The sequence below is a fragment of the Shewanella sp. S1-49-MNA-CIBAN-0167 genome (assembly GCF_040310145.1).
Classification (GTDB): Bacteria; Pseudomonadota; Gammaproteobacteria; order Enterobacterales; family Shewanellaceae; genus Shewanella; species Shewanella psychromarinicola.
Window position 1 is genome coordinate 1 of sequence record NZ_JBEOPO010000040.1, and the last position, 22,885, is coordinate 22,885.

Sequence of the window (22,885 nt, forward strand, 5' to 3'; positions counted from 1 at the left end):
CTAGCAGTGACGAAGTCACGCCCTAGCAGCGAAGCGACCCTAGCAGTGACGAAGTCACGCCCTAGCAGCGAAGCGACCCTAGCAGTGACGAAGTCACGCTCTAGCAGCGAAGCGATACTAGCAGTGACGAAGTCACGCCCTAGCAGCGAAGCGACCCTAGCAGGACGCCAACGAAGTCATGATTGCTTAGCGCAACAATAACAATGGAATATGACTTTTACTGATCATCCGTGTCGTGTTGCTGCCTACAAAAAATTCACGAATACGTGAATGACCATAAGCACCCATGACCATTAAATCAATTTGGTTTGCTAGTTGGTAAGCTTCAAGGGCGATTTGCACCTCTCCCTGACAAACCGCTGTTGTCACCTCAAAACCTGCCTCGGTAAGAGATTCTGCAACCAAGGTCAATTCGGTCATTGCTTGAGATTGATGGTCAGATGCCATCACCAAATGGCATTCGAGCCCTTCAAGTAGTGGACTGCTTACCACTCGATTAAGGACTGTTTTAGAGGTCTCACTACCATCGTAGGCAATCATAAAACGTGTTGGTATTTGAAACTCAGCCATGACAACTAAAATAGGCTGTTTAAGAGTTCGAATAACACTTTCTAAATGAGTTCCAATCGCCTGCGCCTGATCTTGATGTTGCTCTCCTTGACGCCCGATAACCACGAGTCTGGCATCGGATTCTTGCTCTAGCAGCGTTTCAACCAAATCCCCATGCCGCTGTAGCGTTTCAACCACAACTAAAGGTTGTGCGTCAATAATGCGCGTTTTGGCATCTTGAAGCATATATTTGCCTTGTTCGAGTGCAAGCTTGCTCATGCGCCCTTCAAGTTCAACCATTTCAGCAAGTAGATGTTCTCGGCTACCAAGGCCAATATTTCCCGACAGGTTTAACTCTGTAGGATAGCCCGATTTATCCAATACATGTAGTAAGGTTACTGGGGCATCTAACTGCATGGCCGCCCATCCACTGGCATCGGATACGGCGAGTGTGGCTTTTGAACCATCGATACAGGCAATCACATTTGTCATCATTATTATCCTTTTATGCTGTTGCTATGGGCTTAGTGACCAGACATTATGTTTTCAACGTCTTCAGGCTTATCATGCACACCAAATTTATCCACAATGGTCGCACTTGCTTCGTTAAGACCAATCAATTCAACTTCAGTCCCCTCTCGGCGGAATTTAATCACCACCTTATCGAGTGCCGATACGGCAGTAATATCCCAAAAATGTGCTTGAGATAAATCAATGGTGACCTTATCGACCACTTCTCTGAAATCAAATGAATCAACAAATTTTTCAGCTGAGGCAAAAAATACCTGTCCGACAATTTGATAATGACGCTCAGCTTCGGCTGTCGTCGAGGTGCTCTTAACAACCATGAAACGGCCAACTTTATTGGCAAAGAATAGCGACGCGAGTAACACGCCAACAAATACTCCAATGGCTAAATTATGGGTTGCCACGACAACAACTACTGTGGCGACCATCACAAGGTTAGTCGATAAAGGATGATGTTTAAGATTACGAATAGAATCCCAAGAGAAGGTTCCTATAGACACCATGATCATCACGGCAACGAGTGCGGCCATAGGGATCATTTTTAACCATTCACCCAAAAATACGATTAACACTAATAGGAAAATACCCGCTGAAAAGGTCGACAAACGTCCACGACCGCCAGATTTAACATTGATAATTGATTGACCGATCATGGCACAACCCGCCATTCCGCCCAGTAAACCGGCACCGATATTGGCAATACCCTGCCCTTTACATTCGCGGTTTTTATCGCTTGGCGTATCGGTTAAGTCATCAACAATGGTGGCAGTCATCATCGATTCTAATAAACCAACAACAGCCAGTCCTGCAGAATAAGGAAAGATAATCATCAAGGTTTCAAACGTTAACGGCACATCAGGCCAAAGGAAAATAGGTAACGTATCAGGAAGTTGCCCCATATCACCGACAGTACGGATATCTAAACCAATAAACGCAGCAAACACAGTTAGCGCGACAATACACACTAAGGGCGAAGGCAGCGATTTACCAATCACAGGAATTAATGGAAATAAGTAAATGATACCCAGGCCTGCTGCTGTCATGGCGTACACATGCCAAGTCACATCAGTGAGTTCAGGCAACTGAGCCATAAAGATTAAAATGGCTAACGCATTCACAAAACCCGTCACCACCGACCGCGAGACAAAACGCATCAAACTGCCAAGCTTTAAGTAACCTGCCGCAATTTGGAGTATGCCCGTCAATAGAGTCGCTGCTAATAAATACTCAAGACCTTGTTCTTTAACTAAGGTCACCATCAATAGTGCCATTGCACCCGTGGCAGCAGAAATCATTCCCGGACGACCACCCGTAAAAGAAATCACCACAGCGATACAGAACGAAGCGTACAGGCCAACCTTAGGATCAACCCCAGCAATAATAGAAAAGGCAATCGCCTCAGGAATTAACGCTAGCGCAACGACAATACCGGCTAACAGATCTCCACGGATGTTCGAGAACCACTCTTTTTTCATGCTTTGTATCATGTATTTTACTCTGTTTAAATTTTGGCCAATATATCAACAACATAAGCTAACGCTCGATCTATATCTGCGTGTCACCAGTGAAATTAACTCATTAATACGACAAAATGATATTGGATAATGAGATACGACAAAAACTACCAAGAAGGCAGCGATTACGGACGGATCTAAGCGATCCAAATAGGGAAGGAAATACTAATGCGGCTAGTGCTCATTAATGAAAAAAACCTCGCTATTTTGGTGTTAATTAGGTTTAACATTAATTACACAAGCACTCTATAAAAAGTGCTGGCGGCAGTATAAAGGGTTGTTTAAGCAAAATCAAAGAGCGTAAAAGTAACCTTGCAGACGCTTTTACTAAATGACTGTCTCGTCAGGGCTGTATAAAGTGCCACAAGATATTGATAGCTCAGGTCTAGTTTCATTGAGACAGATGTTGCAAATCGATAGAAAATGATAGTAAGAAAAGCTTTAACCCAGTTTTAGATTTACCATAACAAACTAACCAAACCAATTAGTCTCGCCGATTAATTGTTGCGAGACTAGTATGTAGTCTATCAATAAAGCGCTTAGTATTTAGAAGGCTCACGCATCGTTGCCGCTACTCAATGATCTCCATTTAAGAGAGTGGCGACTTCTGAATAGTTTTCTTTTATGTCTAACAATAGCGCACCTGCATAATGGCTATCTTTAAATGTAGGCTAAACAAGTTTGCATCCGATGACCCATGTACCCGCGTTCGTCATCTGATTATCTAAGGTATTGAAACAGGTAGAATTAGCAATAAATGCTTTAACAAAGCTTCTGATTTTTATTGATTAAAAACCATAATATGCAGGCGCTAAATAAATAATCTCAGCTTCACGGGTTTGAAACACGGTCTCAATTTTTTGAGTTTTTTCATTAATCAGTCGATATGCAAATTGATGCGTTAAACGCTTTTTTTCAATAGGATCGTTTTGAGCATCTAATTCAACTAAATGTACTGATATTAACGTCTTGGGTTCATTTTCAGCATTATCCTGAGCGCTTACATTTGCTGATAACACAAATGTAGCAGCACACAATAACAATTGACTGCCGAACAATGTTGAATTGAAAACCACGTTAACTCTCCTTGTTGATAAAACAAAACAACTTAAATCGCATAGCGCTATTAACTCAAGCATAATGTAATAATCATGCTATATCTGCAGAAGGGTAAGCGGTAAAGCATTAGGTCGTTAGTGCCTTAAAACCGCATCTTCATCAGGGATTTAAAAACTAACCAACCCTGCGCTAAACTTGCCATTTTGCTCAATTATCGGTACTTTTAACCCTATTGAAAGACCTAAAAATAACAACAAAGGATTACGGATGGGAAACATACTTTGGGTGGCCTCTTACCCTAAATCAGGTAATACCTGGGTGCGTGCATTTTTAGAAAACTACATTCAAAATCAAGATCTGCCCATAGACATCAATACCATGCACACCATTTCGACAGCAGAATCGGCGGCGCATCGTTATCAAGCTTATTTACCAAAAGGTAAAACCGCCACCACCGAGCTCACGTTAGAAGAAGTCAGTCTACTGCGGCCACAGGTTCAAGCCGATATTGCTCAGCAAGCTAATGGCACTACGTTTGTAAAAACCCACAACTACTTAGGCGAATATAACGGCCAGCCACTGCATAATTCTACTGTCACATCAGGAGCCATCTATGTGGTTCGTAACCCGCTAGATGTGGCAATTTCAATGGCTAATTACTTTGGTTACAGCATCGATGAGGCCATTGCTTATATGGCAGAAGAAATGACGGGTACCCCAAATGAAGCACCACATGTGCCGCAAATTATTACATCTTGGTCTATGCATGTATCTAGTTGGACAGCCGATGATGCCTCAAAGTTGATTTTACGTTATGAAGATATTTTGGATGACCCCAAAAAAGCCTTCAGAAAAGTTGAGTCATTTTTGGGGTTGAAAAAAGATCCTCTGCGGTTAAAAAATGCCATTAAGCATTGCTCTTTTGCGCAATTAAAAGCCCAAGAAACCAAACGCGGCTTTGTGGAAAAACACGAAAATGCCAATGCTTTTTTTAGAAATGGCGCCAAACATCAGTGGAAAACAAAACTCACCGCTGAACAAGTGCAAAAAATTGTCGACACTCATTATGAACAAATGAAGCGCTTTAAGTATTTACCTGGGGGCAAGTAGCCTTATTGAATAAATGGCGCTTGAAACAACTGACCTTTAAAATAAGTCACTCTTTCGCGCAATCGCGCCGATAAAAAATGTCCTATGGCATCAGCCATAGGACATTTTTATTGGATGTTATTTAGGGTATCGAAGTGATTAATTGTATTTACGCGCTTAACTGGGTTTACGGTAAGCCATGATCAGCAGCACTACACCGGTGAGTAGAAACGGTAAGCTTAACCACTGGCCGGCACTGAGTATCGACTCATGGTAGGCCGCTTGACTCACTTTAACGCTTTCAATAGCAATACGGGCGCTAAAGACTGACACTAAAAATACACCAAAAATCGCACCGTGTTTTTGCTTCATGTTGGTATATTTATAAATGGCGTATAAGCCAATAAATATCAATAAATAAGCAAACGATTCATACAACTGTGCAGGGTGGCGCGGTAACATATCTATCCGCTTAAAAATAATTCCCCATGGCAGAGTCGTTGGTTCGCCCAAAATCTCTGAATTAGCAAAGTTGGCTACACGGACAAAAAAGCCAAATATCGCAGTGGCGATCGCTAAACGATCAAGCAAAAACAAAAACGGTAACTTCACTTTGCGTTGGTAGTAATACAAGCCTATTATCGCCCCGAGCCCACCACCATGGCTGGCGAGTCCGCCTTCCCAAATTGCAAAAAATTTCAGCGGATGAGCAAAGTAATAACTCGGATCGTAGAAAATACAATGGGCTAAACGCGCACCAACAATAATGCCCACCACACAATAAACCAATAGGTTATCGAGTGATTCAATATCTAAGCCTTCTTTTGTGTAAATTCGCTTCATCACCTGAAAGCCAGTCGCAATCGCTAACGCAAATAACGCCCCATACCAATGAACCTTTAACCCCATAAAAGAGATCAATACAGGGTCAAGATCCCAAATGATGTGTTCCAAATTACCTACTCCAGTTAATGCTGTGTTTTATCGCATTATGCTAAAACAACTTTGCTGCAGATGATACCCAGATACGCTGCACAAGAGAAAGTTTCATTAACTAATAAACATACTGCGGCTAAATAAGGTAACATTTAGCGCTTATTGACCGTGTGCCAAATGAATGTGTAGAGTTATCTAATGATTGCTGATAAGACCGAATACCATATTGATATAACAGAGCATGGTACTGATGCCATTAATTTGCTGGCGCAAACCAGTGGCTTAAGCAAACAAGTGTTAAAAGGTGCCATGCAAAAAGGTGCCATTTGGCACAGTCACGGCAAGCAAACCAATCGTATTCGACGCGCAAAAAAGCCTCTGCAACCCGGTGACAAACTACACCTTTATTACAATCAATACATTTTAGACGAACAGGTTGCACCGGCAGAGTTACTGTTTGATGAAGGTGAATACAGCATTTGGTACAAGCCTTATGGTATGCGTTGCCAAGGCTCAAAGTGGAGCGACCACAGCACCATTAATCGCTATGCAGAGTTGCATTTACAACCGCAACGTAATGCCTTTATTATCCATCGCCTTGACCGCGCAGCAACCGGTTTATTGCTGCTTGGTCACAGTAAAAAAACCACCGCTGCTATCACTCAGTTATTTCAAAGCCGCGCACTGGAAAAATATTATCAAGTGATTGTCGAAGGCGAGTTTCCTAGCCAACCCATTAGCATTGATAGCCCAGTCGATAATAAACCAGCACTGTCACATGCGACTCGTCTGGTCCATAATCCAGTGCTTAATCAATCAAAGGTGCAGGTAAAAATAGACACTGGCCGTAAACATCAAATTCGTATTCACATGGCTAGCCTTGGTCATCCCGTGGTGGGGGATCGTTTACATGGTCATGGTGACGAGCATTCACCTGATCTGGCACTGACATCGTGTTTTTTTCGCTTTATTTGCCCAGTCAGTAACACCCTAAAAACCTTTGAATTACCCGAGCATTACCGTCCAGCGTTTATCGTCACCTAAGCAATAGCAATGTGATTCATAACCACAATCATTGTTCATCAACAGTCATGGAACCACACACTATGCGTCACATTATCATGTTACTTTGCCTTACTTGCAGCCAATGGAGCATAGCCGCCAGTTTACAACTGCCCGACAGTACTGAAACGGTAGTCGTTAACGGTAAGGCCTCTGAGCAATCTAGCGTGAAACTCGACTTAACCCTGCCGGGTGGCATGCAACAGATAGCCTTTCGCTATCAAGCCCGTTACCGCGATAATGGCCGTCAAGATAACTTTATCTCTGACGTCGTTATCTTACGCTTTCAGGCCGAAGAACAAACCTATCAGTTAACCCTTCCGGCCATTAACTCAGCCTCAGACGCCAATCAATTTAATGCTCAACCCGCTTTAGGGTTAATCGATCAAACAGGCAAAACCATGGCGTTTACCCAAGATAAACTGATGAAATCTGGCTTACAAATTGGACGGGATTTTGCCCAAGAAATTGCTCAGTATAATGCCTCTGATGCCATAGCTGCTATCGCACCGAATACAGCCATAATCAAAAGATTAGCAACAGCAGCCCCAGCCATGGCAATAGCAAGCGAACAGGGCTCCCAAGTAATGAGCAATTCCGCAGTTCCATTGGTTAAAAAGCCTGAAGATATAACCCAAGCAGAAGTCAGTAGAATGCTAGATTATTGGTATCAAAAAGCGAATAACCACACCCAAGCCGAGTTTAAAGCTAAAATAAATCAATAATGATAGATTGTTATAAATCGAGTGTTGAATTTAGATAGCTTGAATTTAGATAGCTTGAATTTGATAGCTTGAATTTGATAGCTTGAGTTTAGATAGCTTGAATTTAGATAGCCGCAAACATATCGATGATAATCGATTGGTTAGGAAATATATCGAAATATTATTAGTGCTAATGTCAAAAATTAGCACCCGCCTGTAGTTAAAGAATAAAAAACGAATATCCGCTTTATCGAATTAAGCCACAAGGTAATAATTGAAAATAATGACTGCATTGTCGGAATCGCTGCCGTTGGTTACCCCAGCGCTAAAGTCAGTAAGATACTTTGAAGCCCCCTTATGTGGATATATCCTCAAGAGTATTTAGAATCAATTAAGACAATCAATTAAAATAATCACCTAGGCTTGCTTACATACCATATCACCAGCTTTAGACACGCTTAATTATCCAATAAATAGTCAGTCGGCTTTGTAGACCTCTTTTATATCGATTATTTATAGAAGAAAATAGTCCACGGTTAGCCACATGGTCACTGTTTTGTCTTCAAATTTACAACATACATTTTATCAACATTCATGTTCTACAAAATACATTTAGGCTCATCGTCTTGGCTGGTGAACTTTTGCTATCGATTCATTTCAATGAATTAAAATCATATCAATTTTGATAAACGCATCGAAACACGGTATTAAATCATTGACTACCTTGAGTAAGCAAAGTGCAGCCAGTTTCAGGGTTTCAGTCGTTATATCTTATAAATTTTAAAATATTACTTTAGGGAACGAGTGCCGAAACAGTTAGGTGTAAGGGAAATACGGGTTTGCCTGCATACAACCGACCTTGGCCGCGTAGTTCTTATTTGGCATAGGCTACACCCTTTATTTTACTGTTAAAACAACTACAATTTTGTTATTGAGTTGTTAAATTGATAATATCCTTGTCATCGCACTGCTATACTCTAATTTACACGATTAAAAGCCTTGAGGTACTCTTTGTCCGAGCTAATTAACTATAAGCATTTGCGTTACTTCTGGGCTGTTGCACATGAAGGAAGCATAGCCAAGGCAAGTAAAAGCTTACATATCACACCCCATACTATTAGCGGACAACTCTCTTTATTAGAGGCTCGCATGGGCTGCGCATTGTTTGAAAAACAAGGGCGAAACTTGGTTTTAACGGAACCCGGTAGAACAGCGCTGAAATACGCTGATGACATTTTCAAATTAGGTCATGAACTCAGTAGTGTAATGCGAAGTTCTGCTTCATGTAACCAGACTGATTTTATGGTCGGTGTGGCAAGCTCTTTACCTAAAACGATTGTATGTAAAATTATTGAGCCCGCATTTCTCATACCTGATGGCATCAACCTGATAAGTACAGAGGGCCCAGTTTCAGGACTATTGGCTGATCTATCCATGCACAAATTGGACATGGTTATCAGTGATGCGCCGACTAACACAACCCAGGGAACCAGCGTTTTTAATCATTACCTTGGTGAGTCTGGATTAACCTTTTTTGGGGTTCCTGAACTCAAAAAACGATTAGCACCGAACTTTCCAAAATCACTTCATCATGCTCCAATTTTATTGCCTACAGAACAATTTGGAATACGGCAGTTATTTGATCAGTGGATTCATAGCCAAAAAGTATTTCCTGATGTCGTGGGCCAATTTGATGACAGTGCCTTAATAAAGTCATTTGGACAACGAGGTCTAGGGGTCTTTTTTATGCCTACAGCGATAGCAGATGAAGTATGTCAGAACTTTGGTGTTCAAGTTATTGGGCAAACTAATGAGGTGAAACATAGGTTTTATGCGATTTCGGCTGAACGTAAAATCAGTCACCCTGCGGTTTTGGCCATTTGTAAGACGGCAAGGACCTCTATATTCTCTGATTGAGCTGCACATGTGTAAAGCATCTCCGAGCTTTAATGCTCCTATTTTATCGATAAATTCTACTTAAAATGTCGTTTTATTCGACTGTTAATTAATCCCCCTGTGGTTAACAATCTAGGCTTATAAATACACCTGAAATTGACCTAGGGTATTAAGAAACAATGAAACGTCTTAATGAGGGAAATGAAGCGCCGCGTGCACAGTGCACCTTTAGTTTTCGCTCGGTGATCAGCTGGGCGTTCTTGATCCGAGTCGTCTTTTTCAGCATTTTTTGGGCATTACTGGTGCGTTGGCAACAAAGTTCGCTGGGGGTAGGCATTGTTTTTATTACCATTGCGAGCCTGCTCAGCCTCTATTTGGCACAACAAAAACAGCAAAAAAATCAGTGGCTAAGAAGCCCTCTCAATCTATTATCCTTTCTACAATACTTCATTGTACAGTCCTTACTTGGCGGGTGGACTATCGCAAAGCTGGCACTTACCGCTAAGCCTAACCTTGCACCTGGTTTTATAACGTATTACACCAATTTGGCAAACGAGTCCCAAGTTTTGACCTTTATGCAAGTCTTAAGTTTGTTGCCTGGTACGGTAAGCGCCAAGCAGAATGGTCGAGTGATCACCATTCATGTGATGAATATGAACGAATTTGATCATGCCGAAATCGACGATTGCCAAATGCGCATAAGCAAGCTTTTAGGGACTCCCGTTCAACCATTCATTGAGGAGAAAAAATGATGACGACTTTTTTATTAATAGTCGCCCTCGCGTTGGCTATGTTACTGCTATTGAGTCTGCTGCGTCTATTGCGCGCGCCAAGTTACGCCGATTGCCTTTTGACAACACAGTTGGTGGGAACTATCGGTGTGGCTGTACTCGCGCTAATGTCGGTTATCCAACGTCAGCCTTACCTGCTCGATGTCGCCTTGGTACTTGCGTTGCTAACGTCAATAACGATTGTGACCTTTACACAACTTCGAGGGACACCTCAATGAATATAGCTGACAGCTTCAGTTTGCTATTTTGCCTAGTAGGTCTTTTCTTCTTCTTTGCTGGCACGGTCGGCTTAATCCGGTTCCCGGACGTCTTAAGTCGCCTACATGCCATAACAAAAGCCGACAATCTGGGTCTTGGGTTAATCGCAATTGGGCTATTACCACAGTTATCTTCGCCTACTGATGCATTGAAATTAGTACTCATTTGGGGATTAGTCATTTTTTCAAGCGCAGCCTGTAGCTATTTGATCGCATCTCAAGTGATTGAGGAGCAATCGCCGCCGCATTCAGTTGAGGATAAATCATGAGCCTTATGACAATTTTCGATGCACTGTTAATACTAAGCATCCTCACGCTTGGCTGGATGAGTATCTTTTCGATATCTCTGTTTCGCTGTATCGTATTTTTTGTTTGTTTGGGGCTTTTAGCCACCATTGCTTGGGGACAGCTCGGGGCATTCGACGTGGCTATTGCCGAAGCCGCTATTGGTGCAGGAATTACCGGCGCTCTGCTGCTGGCGGCATGGAACCGTATTCGGCCTCGCCATTCAAAGGAAGTCGATCGAAATCCTGCCTCGGCGAAGATCAACCCATCGGATACTAAAGAACATGTTTAATAAAATAGATATTGAATATGCAGGAGCCGCAGTCGATCAAAATGCATCAAACTTGATTGCCTCACTATTGGTCGCCGGGCTTTTATTTGTACTGATTCTAATAGTACTTAACTATGACGCCCATTACGCGGGGTTAGAACCCTTAGTGACGCAGAGTATCGACCTCAGTGGTGTGACGAATCCAGTTACCGCAGTGTTACTCAATTTTCGCGCTTACGACACCTTGCTTGAAATCGCAGTGCTGCTGGTTGTAGTCATTGCTGTTCTGCCTATTAACGATCGTCATGCATCGTTCTTTAAACGCACCGTGGAAACAAAAAACAACCTTGTTCTATCGGCACTGCAGCGCTGGATTGCGCCTGCAATGGTGCTCTTTGCTGGTTATCTACTTTGGGCTGGTGCTTCTCAGCCTGGTGGCGCATTTCAGGCTGGCGCTTTGTTAACAGGCGCTAGCGTGCTGCTTTTCCAAAGTAACACTTATCACGTCAACTACACGTCTATCATGGCACGCATTTTGTTGACCATTGGTTTGGCCGTCTTTGTCATCATAGGCACAGGGCTAATTTGGTTTGAAGGCGGATTGCTTGCTTATCCATTAGCATTTTCAGGCATGCTTATACTCCTTATAGAGGCATGCGCTACCGTGTCGATAGCGCTTGCGCTAGCGTCGCTCTATAGCAGCCTTATTGATACTGCATATTCCACTGTCAGTAACATTACACATAGGCCTGCAAAATGACTTCCACATTACTTTACAGCCTTGCTGGTTTAGGTTTATTTGCTATTGGTCTTTTTGGCGTTGTCGTTGCTAGCCATGTGATGCGAAAAATACTGGCGTTAAATGTAATGGGCGTGGGTATCTTTATGTTCTTAATTGCATTGGCCAAGCACAGTCAAAATGTGTTCGACCCAGTGCCTCACGCCATGGTATTGACAGGCATTGTCATCGCCGTAGCAGGAACCGCACTGGCGCTTAACCTGATGGTTAGAATTCATAATATGGATGAGCCTAGCCAAGAGAAACCCAAGTTATGAATAGCCTAACCTCATCGCTGTTTTTACCGGCCATCGTATTTTTGCCGCTAGTGGCATCGATAATGGCGTTTCTGATAAGTCGAAATAGGCAGCAAGGCCGTATCAATGTGTATTTTGCCATTTTGCAGTTTTTGGTGGTTATTTTAATGACCATTCTGTTTTTAAATGAGCAGACTTATCAGAGCGACCGCTATGTGATTGGTGGGTGGGGAGCACCTCTTGGCATTGACCTAGTCGTCGATGGCTTTTCAATCCTGATGATCGCGCTTACTGGATTGCTTACGCTCTTAATAACGATCTATAGCGCATCATATTTTTCAGAAAATTATCCTTCAGCTGAAAAAGGCGTGCGTTTTTGGCCTCTATGGTGGCTATTAATCTCAGGGCTCAATGCACTATTTGTGTCAGGAGATGCTTTTAATATTTATGTCTGTCTAGAAATTATTGGACTTTCTGCCGCTGCGTTGGTCGCTCTGCAAGGCACTAGAGCGGCTTTAATAGCCGCGTTACGATATTTGTTAGTCGGCCTATTAGGTTCACTGTTCTATCTGTTGGCCATTGTAATACTCTATCGTAGTCATGGAACGCTAGATCTCATGCAAATCGCAGCCAGTACAGATAATGGACTGCCTGATAAAGTCGCGATGATACTCATCACTATTGGACTGCTGCTCAAGATAGCCTTATTTCCGTTGCACTTTTGGTTACCCCAAGCACACGCAAACGCCCCAACACCAGTGAGCGCAATACTTTCTGCGCTAGTAGTTAAAGCTTCACTTTATATATTGATAACGTTTTGGTTCGACGTATTAGGTGAAACGACGACTTTTGGCGCTTCCCAGGTGTTGGGGGCATTGGGTGGTGCTGCGATTATTTATGGGTCATGGAGCGCATTTCGTGCCACGCAGTTAAAGGTTCTTATTGCCTATTCTACAGTCGCCCAACTTGGCTACATTTTTTTATTGTTTCCGTTAAGTGAGTATTCCATTGGTGTTAACTCGTTTTCGGGTTCAGCATCACAGGCAGCCATTTATTTCATCGTCGCACATGCGTGCGCAAAGGCGGCGATGTTTTTATCGGCAGGTAATTTAATCCTATCACAAGGTAACGGCGAGATTGCTCAACTCAAGGGTATCGCGATGCGCGAACCGCTTAATGTTTTAGTGTTTGCGATCGCGGGGATCAGTCTAATTGGCTTACCACCAAGTGCGGGCTTTATCGCCAAATGGTTACTACTGACAACGTCTATCGAGAGTGGTCAGTGGTGGTGGGTGATCGTAGTGATTGCAGGTGGTCTCTTAGGAGCTATGTATTTGTTCAAAATATTAAGTGTGGCGTTTTCTGGCAACACAGTTGATGCAGAGCCCGCCTACCAGCAACCGAAAGAAAAAGTCTCCGGCGTCATGACCACGGTCGCACTGATACTTGCATTGATTACCTTAGCGTTAGGTTTCAACTCAGAGTTTATTCTTAATATCAGCAATACAACAAGCGAGGTCATTGGCATATGAACCTAAGCGCACTATTACCCGCATTGATTGTAATTTGTCCAATTTTGGTGGGCTTTGCTGTAATGGCGACGCCGGAGCACAAAACTACCTTGCGTAGAAGCCTAAATATTGGCGGCGCACTGATCACACTCAGTCTGATAGCCATGCTGTTGTCGGGTGTATCCAATGGCTTAGATTTTGAAACGCGTCTGCCACTATTACCCAATATTGATTTTGTACTCCATGGCGACTCACTGTCACTTCTCTTTGTCAGTTTGTCTGGATTCTTATGGTTATTTACCACTATCTACGCCATCGGCTATTTTAAAAACACACTTAATCGAAGCCGATTTTTTGCCTTCTTTAGCTTATGTGTAGGCGCGACAATTGGATTAGCGCTTGCTGGCAATTTAGTGACGTTTTTGATCTTTTACGAACTACTCACACTCGTTACCTATCCGTTGATTGCTCATAAAGGGAACCCGGCATCAATCAAAGCCGCACGGATCTATCTTGTTTATACCATGATTGGCGGCGCATTGCTTTTAACCGGCGTGGTATGGCTAAAAGTGATAGCAGGCCCTCTCGACTTCACGTCAGCCGGGGTGTTGGAGGGAGTACCAGGCCTAGATAGGACACATTTACAGATAATTTTTGTACTACTTATTACGGGTTTAGGCGTTAAAGCGGCGCTGTTTCCATTGCATGGCTGGTTGCCTATCTCGATGGCCGCCCCTGCACCGGTCAGTGCCTTGTTGCATGCCGTTGCGGTCGTCAAAGCCGGCGCATTTGGTATTGTGCGAGTCGTTTACGATATTTACGGTGTTGAATTTACCAGAGACTTGGGGCTGACCATTTTACTGGCAGCTATCGCCGGGTTTACCATTATCTACGGCTCTATTCGTGCCTTGAGTCAAGATGATCTAAAAAGACGACTAGCCTACTCAACGGTAAGTCAGGTGTCGTATATCGCACTCGGAACGGCGATTGCGGGGCCAATTGCGACTATTGGTGGCCTTATTCATCTGGTTCATCAAGGGTTAATGAAAATCACGCTGTTTTTCTGTGCGGGTAATCTCGCCGAAACGATTGGCGTTCACAAGATTAGCCAAATGAACGGCGCAGGCAAGCGCATGCCGCTTACCATGGCGGCGTTTACCATCGCTTCGTTTGGTATGATCGGCGTACCTCCGATCGCAGGCTTTGTTTCAAAATGGTATTTAGGTGTCGGCGCACTGGAGGCAGAGGCCTATTGGGTTCTCGGTGTTCTGGCCATAAGCAGTCTGTTGAACGCCGCTTATTTCTTGCCAATAATTCACGCTGTTTGGTTCAAAGAGCAAGATCAGCCGTGGCCCAAAAATTCACCAACATTAAGGTTAGAAGCCCATTGGATGCTGCTTTTACCCCCTTTGGTTACCGCTTTTTGTGCATTCGCTGTGGGGCTATTTGCGTCTTCGTCTTTCAGTCCACTCGCGTGGTCGTCGTTAATCGCGGCGCGGGAATACCAATCAATCCTCCCAGACATTTCTGGCATAGTGCCTAAGTACAGCACCGGCCATCTTTGGATTTTGATTTTACCCAGTCTCTTGCTAACAGCCATGGCGTTTAAGAAATTACGAGATAGGGTGATCCTATTGACGCCTCTTGCACCACTGCCTGCATTGGCCGCGGCGCTATTTATCGTTAATGAAGATATAGTTGAACACTCTTTTCTACTATTGACCGCTGCGATTTGGTTTATTGCAGCTCTCTATGCCCAAGCTTATATGGCTATGGATAAGAAACGAAACCGATTTTACCTGTTCTTTCTACTGACGATGGTGGGCAACTTCGGCGTGGTGTTATCTCAGGAAATATCATCATTTATTACCTTTTTCGCTCTGATGAGTTTCTCTGCCTACCCACTGATCCTCCATTCAGAAAGTGACGAGGCAAAATCGGCGGCGACTACCTATATAAGATGGGTAATATTTGGAGAAATAGTCTTATTTCTCGCATTAGTTGGCAGGACTTATTACGATCAATTCGGGGGCGACCCGCTACCTATCGTGTGGGTATCCGCATTGTTGATTATCGGTTTTGGCGTTAAAGCTGGCCTTGCAACCTTGCATGTATGGCTACCCAAAGCTCACCCCGTTGCCCCCATCCCAGCCAGTGCATTGCTCAGTGCAGTTATGGTGAAAGTAGGTTTGTTAGGTTGGATACGTTTTCTCCCGTTGGGTGATGAAGCTATAAATGTGCTGGCACAACCTATGATGGCACTTGGTTTTGCTGCGGCATTCTTGGCGGCTATTTATGGTGCACTCCAAGACAACCCCAAAACCGTATTAGCGTATTCAACCATTAGTCAGCTCGGCATTATTGTTGCCAGTATTGGCTTTGCCTTAGCATTCCCTGACAGCTGGGAGCTATTGTTGCCCGCCGTAGTGCTGTTCGCTATGCATCATGGGTTTGCCAAGGCGACCTTGTTTTTTAGCGTTGGACTGAGTTCAGCGCTAAAACCAACCAGTAAACTTGCCCCCTACTTATGGCTGCTGATATTCATTCCCGCCCTATCATTAATCGGCGTACCCTTTAGCAGTGGAGCATTGGCAAAGGTATCGCTTAAAGATGCAACGTCAAGCTGGCCATTGTTCTCGACGCTTCTGATCATTTCAGCCATTGGTACTTCATTGCTAATGGTGCGATTTATCGAACTAATGAGAAAACAGGCCACCTTAAGTACACCCCGCGCGACACCATGTTGGGGGCTTATCTTGCCAACTGCGCTTTCAGCCTTTATGTGTGTAGGCTACTTTTATACAAGATCATTTTTTGAATTTAACAGTTACCACGCGATTGTATCAACACTAAGTTGGTCTGCGCTTTGGCCTGTTTTTGCTGGGGTGTTGGTTATGTTAGCCACTGCAAAACTGCGCGCCAAGATACCCACTCCACCCGCGGGTGATTTATTAGTCATCTATCGAGAAGTTGCACGGTTACTCGATAAAAGCATAAGAATAACAGTCGCTTTGAGTAACATAATTGCGCGCTATTTAAGTATTCTTGGTGACCACTCAAAAGTATGGGCGCTATCCATGCCAACCCGTTTAAGTAAGCAATTATCGATCGAGACTCCTGGCATGGTCATGGTCGTCATTTTAGCCGCGCTACTTTATTCATTTCTAACCTAACCCGATGCGTCAAATCAACAGCTGGAGATAAACCTATGAAACGTTTTAAGCATATAATCGTAAAAGTCAATGCGCCAACCAATCTTGAAATGGATATCGCAGTATTACGAGGCGTTGAATTGGCAAGAAAAATCGGTGCAAGAATAACCTTATTTGACGTAGTCGAACCGCATGAATCTATCCTAAGTAGTTATGCCGATATTGTCAGTCCATCGGAACTTACCGAACTGATTGTAGCGCAGCGGCTTGACCAACTTAATGAGCTAGCAGAAAAATTACACCGCAATGGTTTAGACATTTCAGCACGGGTTACTAGTGGTAAAAACTTTATCGAAATCGTTAAATTCGTCATTTTGAACAAGGGCGATTTACTGATCAAAGCGGCGAATAAAAGCGAAAAGAGTTTTGATAGCAATGACTTTCATATCATGCGCAAATGCCCTAAACCCGTTTGGCTTATTAAGGAAGAAAAAAACGATAGCGTTAAAAAAGTATTAGCGGCAGTGGACCTTTCAATGGAGCAACATGCAGAAGGCCGCGCGCAAAATCGAATGATAATCGACATAGCCACTTCGTTGAGTCGATATAAAAATGCCGAGCTAACAATCTTATCGTGCTGGTCATTATACGGAGAAGAGGCTCTCAGACGCGGCGCATTCACTAGAGTCCCACAGGCAAAAATTGAAACATTATTAAACAATGAAGAGCGCGAATATCAAGAGAGCCTCAATATATTGGTTAACGAATATGCGGAGTTCAAGTTTGATCAACAATTAATAAAAGGCAAACCAAAATCCATCATCCCAGAGTTTGTAAATAGTCATGAAATCGATGTTGTCGTAATGGGCACTATTGGCCGCTCTGGCATTCCTGGCTTTTTAATCGGCAATACATCTGAATCGGTACTTCAGGCAATTAATTCGTCTGTGATCACCTTAAAGCCAGAAAATTGGGTGTCGCCGATTTATTAACAAGGACGTATCACTGTATTGGGAAAAGTCGAAGATATAAAGGTGCTTATGAACATAGTAATCTTGATACTTTTCATATTTACCTATCTTCGATTTGCCTATCTCTTTCTTAAAAATAAATTTGGCTCACTGGAGTAACACGAAAAAAAAGCCAAGTGCCATTGTTACCTTATCGAATAATGATCGCCAGTATCACCACCACATTGGTTAATAACATTTTAGCGGGTCGACTAACGTCGCTCGACAACTGATTAAAACCAGACGACGATGAAGCCTATCTAGATGAAAAAACGACCTACGGCTCCGCGATCTAAACCTCAATAACAGCGACGTTTTCGACTGGCTCAATAATCGCTTAAACGCCAGTTTTTCACTATTGCAATATCCACTAATAACAATACTTTCAGAGGTATAAGCGGAATGATTACATTAACGTTTAGTGGCGTACGTTAATACCGAACACGGTATTTATTTAGACCATAGCGTGATTATAAGCATCAACTAACGTTGACAAATTTTACAATTAATCAGTCGAAAAATACGAGCAAAGTACAACAAATATTCGAATATAAATGATAAGCACCTCATGCTAAATTAAGCTTACTTTTCGGGTAAAAGCAGCAAGTCATTATCTTTTCAGCATTTGATAAATGTCATCACGAAGTGGGCAAAGCCAAAAAAGGCAGTGCTGCCTAATGCGACTACATCATCACAGGAGATGATGATTACAACCAAAGCATAATATAAGTATGAATTTAATCATCATAGGAGAAAACAATGGTTACTCTACATAAGTTATTGGTCGTTTCCCCTGCAAGCTCAATCCAACCTTCGGTTATTGCGCAATCAATTAAAATAGCAAAAAATCATCAATCACACGTCACTTTCTTTAGCGTTGCGGAAGAAATCCCTAAAGATCAGCTTGCGCTAATAACCCTCTTGCCACCACAGGAGATCATGGACAATCTACTCAAAGAGCAACATGCCATTTTAAAAAACAATGTCGAGCAATTTCATCATAACTATCTTACTGTTGATGCACAAAACGCAATCGGTGTACCCTTTATTGAAGTGACTAAAAAAGTACAGCAAGAAAATTATGATCTGGTTATTTTAGCAGCAAAGACCAGTGAGCATCCCCGTAAAAGGTTTTTTGGTAGTACCACTATTCATCTCATGAGAAAATGCCCTTGTCCTGTATTAACGATTGGTACAAAAGAAGATAAACCCTTTAAGCGCATAGTTGCGGCTATTGATGTATATGCCCCAAGCGAAGAAGGCCTAGCGCTTAACCATAAAATTTTAACATGGGCCGCCGACTTAGCGGTGTCAGAAAATGCAGAATTACATGTTATTCATGCTTGGCAATTACCTAGTAAAGACTATTTAAAAGGTTGGGGCCATAACTCTAAAGTTGATCGACTCGAAATGATCATGAAGGAGCAACAGGATAGACAAAAACGTTTTGATAACATTATTGAAAGTAACTTTGCTGCTAACAATTTGCCCATTGCAAAACTTATTGAAGGTATTGCCCAAGAAGAGATACCTAAATACATAGAAGATCACGATATTGATCTTGTTATTATGGGCACGGTATGTCGAACGGGTATTGCGGGGCTGTTTATTGGCAATACGGCTGAATCTATCCTAAGTGAAGTCTCATGTTCAGTATTAACATTAAAACCGCAGGGATTTATGACACCCGTTAAGTAATGTTTCCTTTTATGGTAAAAACGGTTTATTTGTTACGGTTACAAATTTAACCATGGGGGATGCTTTTACCGCCGATCAGAAGAGAAAATATAATATTGCCGCTTAATTTCTTCAACGCGGCCAATAATATTAACAGCATATTTATCAGTAAGGTATTCTTCAATAAGTCTAGGAAAGCTAACAATACTGAGGCCTGCTTGTCCAAAAGACTTCATTAATGATCTACCATCACATTCTGCAACACTATTTGCCGAGAGATTATGCTGTTATAACCAAGATGATAAGCGGACTTTTACCGCTGATTTTTTGCGTTGCAAAACCCAAGAAAGGGCGGATAGCGATTGAGAAATTGAAATCAGTAAGTGATGACTCATATTTCAATCCTCTTAGCGGAAATCGATAGGGTCAAAGACAGCGAAAAAGACTTTCCTTAAAGAGCCACCCTCAATGTACTGGGCATATTATGCACTAGCAAATTTTGGCTATAGACACGACAGCAAAGCAACCGGAGTGGTTCGTTCAGAGGCATTATGGAATGACGGGTTTGCACTAAAACAACGTTTAGAGAATGCCAAATTCATGCAGCAACAGATAAAAAATGGGGTCAAGATAGTTTAACTTTAGGACGTTTGAGTGTAGAAACTTAAATTTGGATAATTTGAGTCTAGCATCGAGTTAGTTTGAGTCCAGATAGTTTGAGTCTAGATAGCTTGAACCAGAAAGTTTGAGTCTGGATAGCTTAAACCAAATAGCTTGGGTTTAGATAACGTCAACCTAAGAAATTTAAATCTGGATAGTGAGAACCTCGCTCATTAAGTTAATACCGCCATCTGCAGCTATTTAACCACAATAAAAACTTAACCTTGGGCGCAGATGTCAGCAAACTTTGCGTTCAATAATCGTTGTAAATCTGCGGGGCTTAGCGAGATTTCTAAGCCTCTTTTCCCGGCACTAACGTAGATACGTTGATACTGCTGAGCAGAAGTATCAATCACAGTCACCAAGCGTTTTTTCTGCCCTAATGGACTGACACCACCCAGTACATAACCACTTGATCGTTCCACTGCTAACGCCTCTGCCATGTGGGCTTTTTTAGCGCCTGCCGCTTTAGCGATTAACTTCATGCTGAGCATCGACGACACAGGTACGATGCCAACCACCAGCGATTGATTATCCAAGCTCACCACTAAAGTCTTAAACACTTGTTCGACTGGCACCGCTAATTTTTGCGCCGCTTCTAATCCATAAGACTCGCTGTTGGTATCATGATGATATTCATGCACCTCAAAGTCTATCTTGTGCTTTTTCGCCATCTCAATTGCTGGGGTCATGTTTGTTGGCTCATATTAGTGGCGTATTTAGTGGTTAATGAATACGCTGATTATACATTAATACCTTGAGTGCAAATTAAGAGGACAGCGACACTTTACTCGGTTGGTAAAAATGTAAGTACCGCAGACAAACATAACTAACAACCACGGTGGCAACAAGCAGTTCAAATTCGGCTAGGCCATGAATTTGTTGTACATACTCGGTTGCGACGCCAATACTCTCCATCCAAACAGCCATTTTAAATAACGCAGTAGACCCTATTACCATCGGAAACGTAAATGCCGCAAAGCCAGGACTAAAAGGCAAGCGTAATAACTTAAAAAACGACAGATAAATAACGGCGGTCATCAGCACCCCAATGCCAAATAATAGTGCGACTATTACCGGTGAAGGTTGTTGCGTAATCGTTAAATAACCCGCCAAAGATAAACTCGCTGGCGCGGCTAGAATAGCTAATGTTGGTTTTGCTGAATCGGGGATTTGTTCCTTAAAAATAAGACGATAAATCATCATTGGTAACATTACTGCATAACATAACATGCCAAAAACAAGCGCCACTTGGGCAACCCATAATAAATGAACGTTACCAGAAAAAGACACATCGGCCACCACAATACCAATAGGCGGAATAAACCAACTAGGCACCATGTGACTCAGTGAAAACTGCTTACTGCGGTGATAGATAAAGCCTACCAAAAAACTAATGTGAAGTAACACCGCAAAAGACCATAACAAATCACCTGCAAGCGCTGATAAGTAACCCAGCGAGTTTGACACCACCATTAGCGCCATCGCAAAAGTCGGTACCACACTTCCCACGACTGGATGAGCGAGGTCTTGGCGCAAGAGGTCTGAATGAAATAAAAACTTACCACTGAGGATCAGTAATAATACACTGGCAATAACGGCACCCGTCCATTGACTGTAGTGATGCAAATCAACTAGCGTTTCCCAGCACCAACCTAAACTTGCAATCCCCAGCGCCAGTCCTGCCATCGGTGTTGGCGCTGCCATTAGGGTATTTTTTACCGCTCGAATCATTACAACCTCAAAACTAATCATCAGAGAATAAGCTTATATTACGCTTGCACTTTGTTTATATATATCCAATTATATGGAACATTCGTTCAGAAAAACTAAACGACTTCTTACTTAACAACAGAGCCTGACGACATTCGATGAATATTTCGCTGAAACAGCTCAATGTATTTACCAGTATAACCCAGCATAGAACCTTAACGGCTGCCGCCGAGGCGTTGCATTTATCTAAAGCGGCGGTAAGCATGGCACTGGCTGAATTAGAAAAACAACTCGGCCATCCGCTATTTGACAGAGTCAATAACCGCTTAATTCTTAATCAAGAAGGACACAAACTATTACCCCTTGCCGACGAGCTGCTTAGTAGAGCAAATAATATCAGTCAATTGTTTGATGCAGACCACGCTTTTTCGGGTCAATTAAAAATAGGTGCCAGTGATACCTTAGGTAACCATGTTGTTCCTGGGCTACTGAGTCAATTTCGGCATCAACATCAGCATTTCTCTCAAAGCGTAGTAATTTCCAATTCACGGCTAATTTGCCAAAAGCTGCTGGATTACGAGCTAGACATAGGCTTAATTGAGGGTAAAAGTCATTATCCAGAACTTATAGCAAGCCAATTTAGCAATGATAAAATGTGTATTATCGCCGCGTCTCATTTACCGATAAGCCAGCAAACGCAATGGAAGTTTACCGATTTAGCACGAAGTGAATGGGTATTGCGTGAGGCAGGTTCAGGCTCGCGAGAGTTTTTTTTGCGCACCATCGCACCGCAAATAGAGTCTTGGCATGAAGTGTTCGAACTTAACACTACAGAGGCCTTAATTAACAGTGTTGCTGCGGGGCTAGGTTTAGGCTGTTTATCGACTTTAGCGGCCCAATATGCCATAAATGATGGCCGAGTAACTCAGCTTAGTTTACCTAAAGCTACTGATAACATTGATATGCAACGACCCTTTTGGTTGATGGTACATAAAGATAAATATCATAGTCCTTTACTGAAAAGTTTTATTGAATTTTGCCATCAGTGGGACAATACATAAAGTAGCTACCCCTTATGCAGATAATAAGGTTTTATCTGTTTTATAAAATCTGCCCATTTACATTTGAGTTTAGGATATGGCCTGCGGCCACTAACGCTTAAGATCGCAAGGTTCCACCCTGCACG

Annotated in this window: 23 protein-coding genes; 16 read left to right on the forward strand and 7 right to left on the reverse strand. The window is 42.7% G+C overall.

Features of this window, described 5'->3' with window-relative positions; translation table 11 throughout:
* Positions 1-201, forward strand: a 201-nt coding sequence (locus tag AAEZ00_RS16865) for a hypothetical protein (protein ID WP_351089181.1), incomplete at its 5' end; no start/stop codon positions are given.
* Here AAEZ00_RS16865 and AAEZ00_RS16870 read toward each other — a convergent pair.
* The 3 genes from AAEZ00_RS16870 to AAEZ00_RS16880 form a co-directional block, all read right to left on the reverse strand.
* Entirely contained in the window at positions 187-1,044 is an 858-nt protein-coding gene (locus tag AAEZ00_RS16870; RefSeq protein WP_233768568.1) for a universal stress protein, read from the reverse strand. The genes AAEZ00_RS16865 and AAEZ00_RS16870 overlap by 15 nt on opposite strands.
* Before the next feature lie 29 nt (positions 1,045-1,073).
* Positions 1,074-2,564: a SulP family inorganic anion transporter gene (locus tag AAEZ00_RS16875; RefSeq protein ID WP_101032687.1), complete on the reverse strand. Its 1,491-nt coding sequence runs from the start codon at positions 2,562-2,564 to the stop codon at positions 1,074-1,076.
* A gap of 815 nt (positions 2,565-3,379) precedes the next feature.
* Positions 3,380-3,667, reverse strand: a complete 288-nt coding sequence (locus AAEZ00_RS16880; protein WP_124013566.1) for a hypothetical protein — start codon at positions 3,665-3,667, stop codon at positions 3,380-3,382.
* Between the two features lie 250 nt (positions 3,668-3,917).
* On the opposite strand from AAEZ00_RS16880, the gene AAEZ00_RS16885 reads away from it, so the two are divergent.
* Positions 3,918-4,760 carry a sulfotransferase domain-containing protein gene (locus AAEZ00_RS16885; RefSeq protein ID WP_124013565.1) on the forward strand — a complete coding sequence of 281 codons (843 nt, stop codon included), beginning with the start codon at positions 3,918-3,920 and terminating at the stop codon, positions 4,758-4,760.
* A gap of 156 nt (positions 4,761-4,916) precedes the next feature.
* Here AAEZ00_RS16885 and lgt read toward each other — a convergent pair whose 3' ends face one another.
* Positions 4,917-5,693 (reverse strand): prolipoprotein diacylglyceryl transferase, encoded by a 777-nt coding sequence (lgt, locus tag AAEZ00_RS16890; protein ID WP_351089183.1) that lies wholly within the window; start codon positions 5,691-5,693, stop codon positions 4,917-4,919.
* A 180-nt stretch (positions 5,694-5,873) separates the two neighbouring features.
* Between lgt and AAEZ00_RS16895 the strand changes: the two genes are divergently transcribed.
* The 13 genes from AAEZ00_RS16895 to AAEZ00_RS16955 all read left to right on the forward strand — a co-directional run bounded on the left by AAEZ00_RS16895 (position 5,874) and on the right by AAEZ00_RS16955 (position 19,347).
* Positions 5,874-6,719, forward strand: a complete 846-nt coding sequence (locus AAEZ00_RS16895; protein WP_351089185.1) for a pseudouridine synthase family protein — start codon at positions 5,874-5,876, stop codon at positions 6,717-6,719.
* A 62-nt stretch (positions 6,720-6,781) separates the two neighbouring features.
* Positions 6,782-7,462, forward strand: a complete 681-nt coding sequence (locus tag AAEZ00_RS16900; protein ID WP_351089187.1) for a DUF2057 domain-containing protein — start codon at positions 6,782-6,784, stop codon at positions 7,460-7,462.
* 990 nt (positions 7,463-8,452) lie between these two features.
* Positions 8,453-9,358 carry a transcriptional activator NhaR gene (nhaR, locus tag AAEZ00_RS16905; RefSeq protein WP_351089189.1) on the forward strand — a complete coding sequence of 302 codons (906 nt, stop codon included), beginning with the start codon at positions 8,453-8,455 and terminating at the stop codon, positions 9,356-9,358.
* 158 nt (positions 9,359-9,516) lie between these two features.
* Positions 9,517-10,089, forward strand: coding sequence for a Na+/H+ antiporter subunit E (locus AAEZ00_RS16910; RefSeq protein WP_124013561.1), 573 nt, complete (start codon positions 9,517-9,519; stop codon positions 10,087-10,089).
* A complete protein-coding gene (locus tag AAEZ00_RS16915) occupies positions 10,086-10,346 on the forward strand; it encodes a monovalent cation/H+ antiporter complex subunit F (RefSeq protein WP_124013560.1) in 261 nt (86 codons plus the stop codon). Before AAEZ00_RS16910 ends, AAEZ00_RS16915 begins: the two co-directional genes overlap by 4 nt.
* Positions 10,343-10,654 (forward strand): cation:proton antiporter, encoded by a 312-nt coding sequence (locus AAEZ00_RS16920; RefSeq protein ID WP_124013559.1) that lies wholly within the window; start codon positions 10,343-10,345, stop codon positions 10,652-10,654. The genes AAEZ00_RS16915 and AAEZ00_RS16920 overlap by 4 nt, the downstream gene beginning before the upstream one ends.
* Positions 10,651-10,962: a hydrogenase subunit MbhD domain-containing protein gene (locus tag AAEZ00_RS16925; RefSeq protein WP_124013558.1), complete on the forward strand. Its 312-nt coding sequence runs from the start codon at positions 10,651-10,653 to the stop codon at positions 10,960-10,962. Before AAEZ00_RS16920 ends, AAEZ00_RS16925 begins: the two co-directional genes overlap by 4 nt.
* Complete coding sequence (locus AAEZ00_RS16930) at positions 10,955-11,701, forward strand: MnhB domain-containing protein (RefSeq protein WP_124013557.1); 747 nt, start codon at positions 10,955-10,957, stop codon at positions 11,699-11,701. Before AAEZ00_RS16925 ends, AAEZ00_RS16930 begins: the two co-directional genes overlap by 8 nt.
* Positions 11,698-11,997, forward strand: coding sequence for an NADH-quinone oxidoreductase subunit K (locus AAEZ00_RS16935; protein ID WP_124013556.1), 300 nt, complete (start codon positions 11,698-11,700; stop codon positions 11,995-11,997). Before AAEZ00_RS16930 ends, AAEZ00_RS16935 begins: the two co-directional genes overlap by 4 nt.
* Entirely contained in the window at positions 11,994-13,508 is a 1,515-nt protein-coding gene (locus tag AAEZ00_RS16940) for a complex I subunit 5 family protein (RefSeq protein ID WP_351089191.1), read from the forward strand. The genes AAEZ00_RS16935 and AAEZ00_RS16940 overlap by 4 nt, the downstream gene beginning before the upstream one ends.
* Entirely contained in the window at positions 13,505-16,660 is a 3,156-nt protein-coding gene (locus AAEZ00_RS16945) for a complex I subunit 5 family protein (protein ID WP_351089193.1), read from the forward strand. The genes AAEZ00_RS16940 and AAEZ00_RS16945 overlap by 4 nt, the downstream gene beginning before the upstream one ends.
* Before the next feature lie 35 nt (positions 16,661-16,695).
* Positions 16,696-17,631: a universal stress protein gene (locus AAEZ00_RS16950; protein WP_351089195.1), complete on the forward strand. Its 936-nt coding sequence runs from the start codon at positions 16,696-16,698 to the stop codon at positions 17,629-17,631.
* A gap of 777 nt (positions 17,632-18,408) precedes the next feature.
* On the forward strand, positions 18,409-19,347 hold the full coding sequence (locus AAEZ00_RS16955; protein WP_351075812.1) for a universal stress protein: 939 nt from the start codon (positions 18,409-18,411) through the stop codon (positions 19,345-19,347).
* Between the two features lie 65 nt (positions 19,348-19,412).
* Here the strand turns inward: AAEZ00_RS16955 and AAEZ00_RS16960 are convergent, their stop codons facing one another.
* The 3 genes from AAEZ00_RS16960 to AAEZ00_RS16970 form a co-directional block, all read right to left on the reverse strand.
* On the reverse strand, positions 19,413-19,562 hold the full coding sequence (locus AAEZ00_RS16960; RefSeq protein WP_164839399.1) for a type 2 periplasmic-binding domain-containing protein: 150 nt from the start codon (positions 19,560-19,562) through the stop codon (positions 19,413-19,415).
* A gap of 642 nt (positions 19,563-20,204) precedes the next feature.
* The gene (ybaK, locus tag AAEZ00_RS16965) at positions 20,205-20,678 is read right to left on the reverse strand and encodes a Cys-tRNA(Pro) deacylase (protein ID WP_124013551.1); all 474 of its coding nucleotides are present in this window, start codon (positions 20,676-20,678) and stop codon (positions 20,205-20,207) included.
* A 76-nt stretch (positions 20,679-20,754) separates the two neighbouring features.
* Positions 20,755-21,720 (reverse strand): TDT family transporter, encoded by a 966-nt coding sequence (locus AAEZ00_RS16970; RefSeq protein ID WP_124013550.1) that lies wholly within the window; start codon positions 21,718-21,720, stop codon positions 20,755-20,757.
* 137 nt (positions 21,721-21,857) lie between these two features.
* Here AAEZ00_RS16970 and AAEZ00_RS16975 point away from each other — a divergent pair, with 137 nt between their 5' ends.
* Positions 21,858-22,760 carry a LysR substrate-binding domain-containing protein gene (locus AAEZ00_RS16975; protein ID WP_124013549.1) on the forward strand — a complete coding sequence of 301 codons (903 nt, stop codon included), beginning with the start codon at positions 21,858-21,860 and terminating at the stop codon, positions 22,758-22,760.
* The last annotated feature ends 125 nt before the right edge of the window (positions 22,761-22,885 follow it).

Coding starts and splice junctions, on each gene's coding strand:
- AAEZ00_RS16975 (WP_124013549.1), top strand. CDS start 21,858: ATGAATATTTCGCTGAAACAGCTCAATGTATTTACCAGTATAACCCAG.
- AAEZ00_RS16885 (WP_124013565.1), top strand. CDS start 3,918: ATGGGAAACATACTTTGGGTGGCCTCTTACCCTAAATCAGGTAATACC.
- AAEZ00_RS16955 (WP_351075812.1), top strand. CDS start 18,409: ATGGTTACTCTACATAAGTTATTGGTCGTTTCCCCTGCAAGCTCAATC.
- AAEZ00_RS16875 (WP_101032687.1), bottom strand. CDS start 2,564: ATGATACAAAGCATGAAAAAAGAGTGGTTCTCGAACATCCGTGGAGAT.
- AAEZ00_RS16970 (WP_124013550.1), bottom strand. CDS start 21,720: ATGATTCGAGCGGTAAAAAATACCCTAATGGCAGCGCCAACACCGATG.
- AAEZ00_RS16915 (WP_124013560.1), top strand. CDS start 10,086: ATGATGACGACTTTTTTATTAATAGTCGCCCTCGCGTTGGCTATGTTA.
- AAEZ00_RS16940 (WP_351089191.1), top strand. CDS start 11,994: ATGAATAGCCTAACCTCATCGCTGTTTTTACCGGCCATCGTATTTTTG.
- AAEZ00_RS16935 (WP_124013556.1), top strand. CDS start 11,698: ATGACTTCCACATTACTTTACAGCCTTGCTGGTTTAGGTTTATTTGCT.
- AAEZ00_RS16960 (WP_164839399.1), bottom strand. CDS start 19,562: ATGAAGTCTTTTGGACAAGCAGGCCTCAGTATTGTTAGCTTTCCTAGA.
- ybaK (WP_124013551.1), bottom strand. CDS start 20,678: ATGACCCCAGCAATTGAGATGGCGAAAAAGCACAAGATAGACTTTGAG.
- AAEZ00_RS16950 (WP_351089195.1), top strand. CDS start 16,696: ATGAAACGTTTTAAGCATATAATCGTAAAAGTCAATGCGCCAACCAAT.
- AAEZ00_RS16870 (WP_233768568.1), bottom strand. CDS start 1,044: ATGATGACAAATGTGATTGCCTGTATCGATGGTTCAAAAGCCACACTC.
- AAEZ00_RS16925 (WP_124013558.1), top strand. CDS start 10,651: ATGAGCCTTATGACAATTTTCGATGCACTGTTAATACTAAGCATCCTC.
- AAEZ00_RS16920 (WP_124013559.1), top strand. CDS start 10,343: ATGAATATAGCTGACAGCTTCAGTTTGCTATTTTGCCTAGTAGGTCTT.
- AAEZ00_RS16945 (WP_351089193.1), top strand. CDS start 13,505: ATGAACCTAAGCGCACTATTACCCGCATTGATTGTAATTTGTCCAATT.
- AAEZ00_RS16910 (WP_124013561.1), top strand. CDS start 9,517: ATGAAACGTCTTAATGAGGGAAATGAAGCGCCGCGTGCACAGTGCACC.
- AAEZ00_RS16930 (WP_124013557.1), top strand. CDS start 10,955: ATGTTTAATAAAATAGATATTGAATATGCAGGAGCCGCAGTCGATCAA.
- AAEZ00_RS16900 (WP_351089187.1), top strand. CDS start 6,782: ATGCGTCACATTATCATGTTACTTTGCCTTACTTGCAGCCAATGGAGC.
- AAEZ00_RS16895 (WP_351089185.1), top strand. CDS start 5,874: ATGATTGCTGATAAGACCGAATACCATATTGATATAACAGAGCATGGT.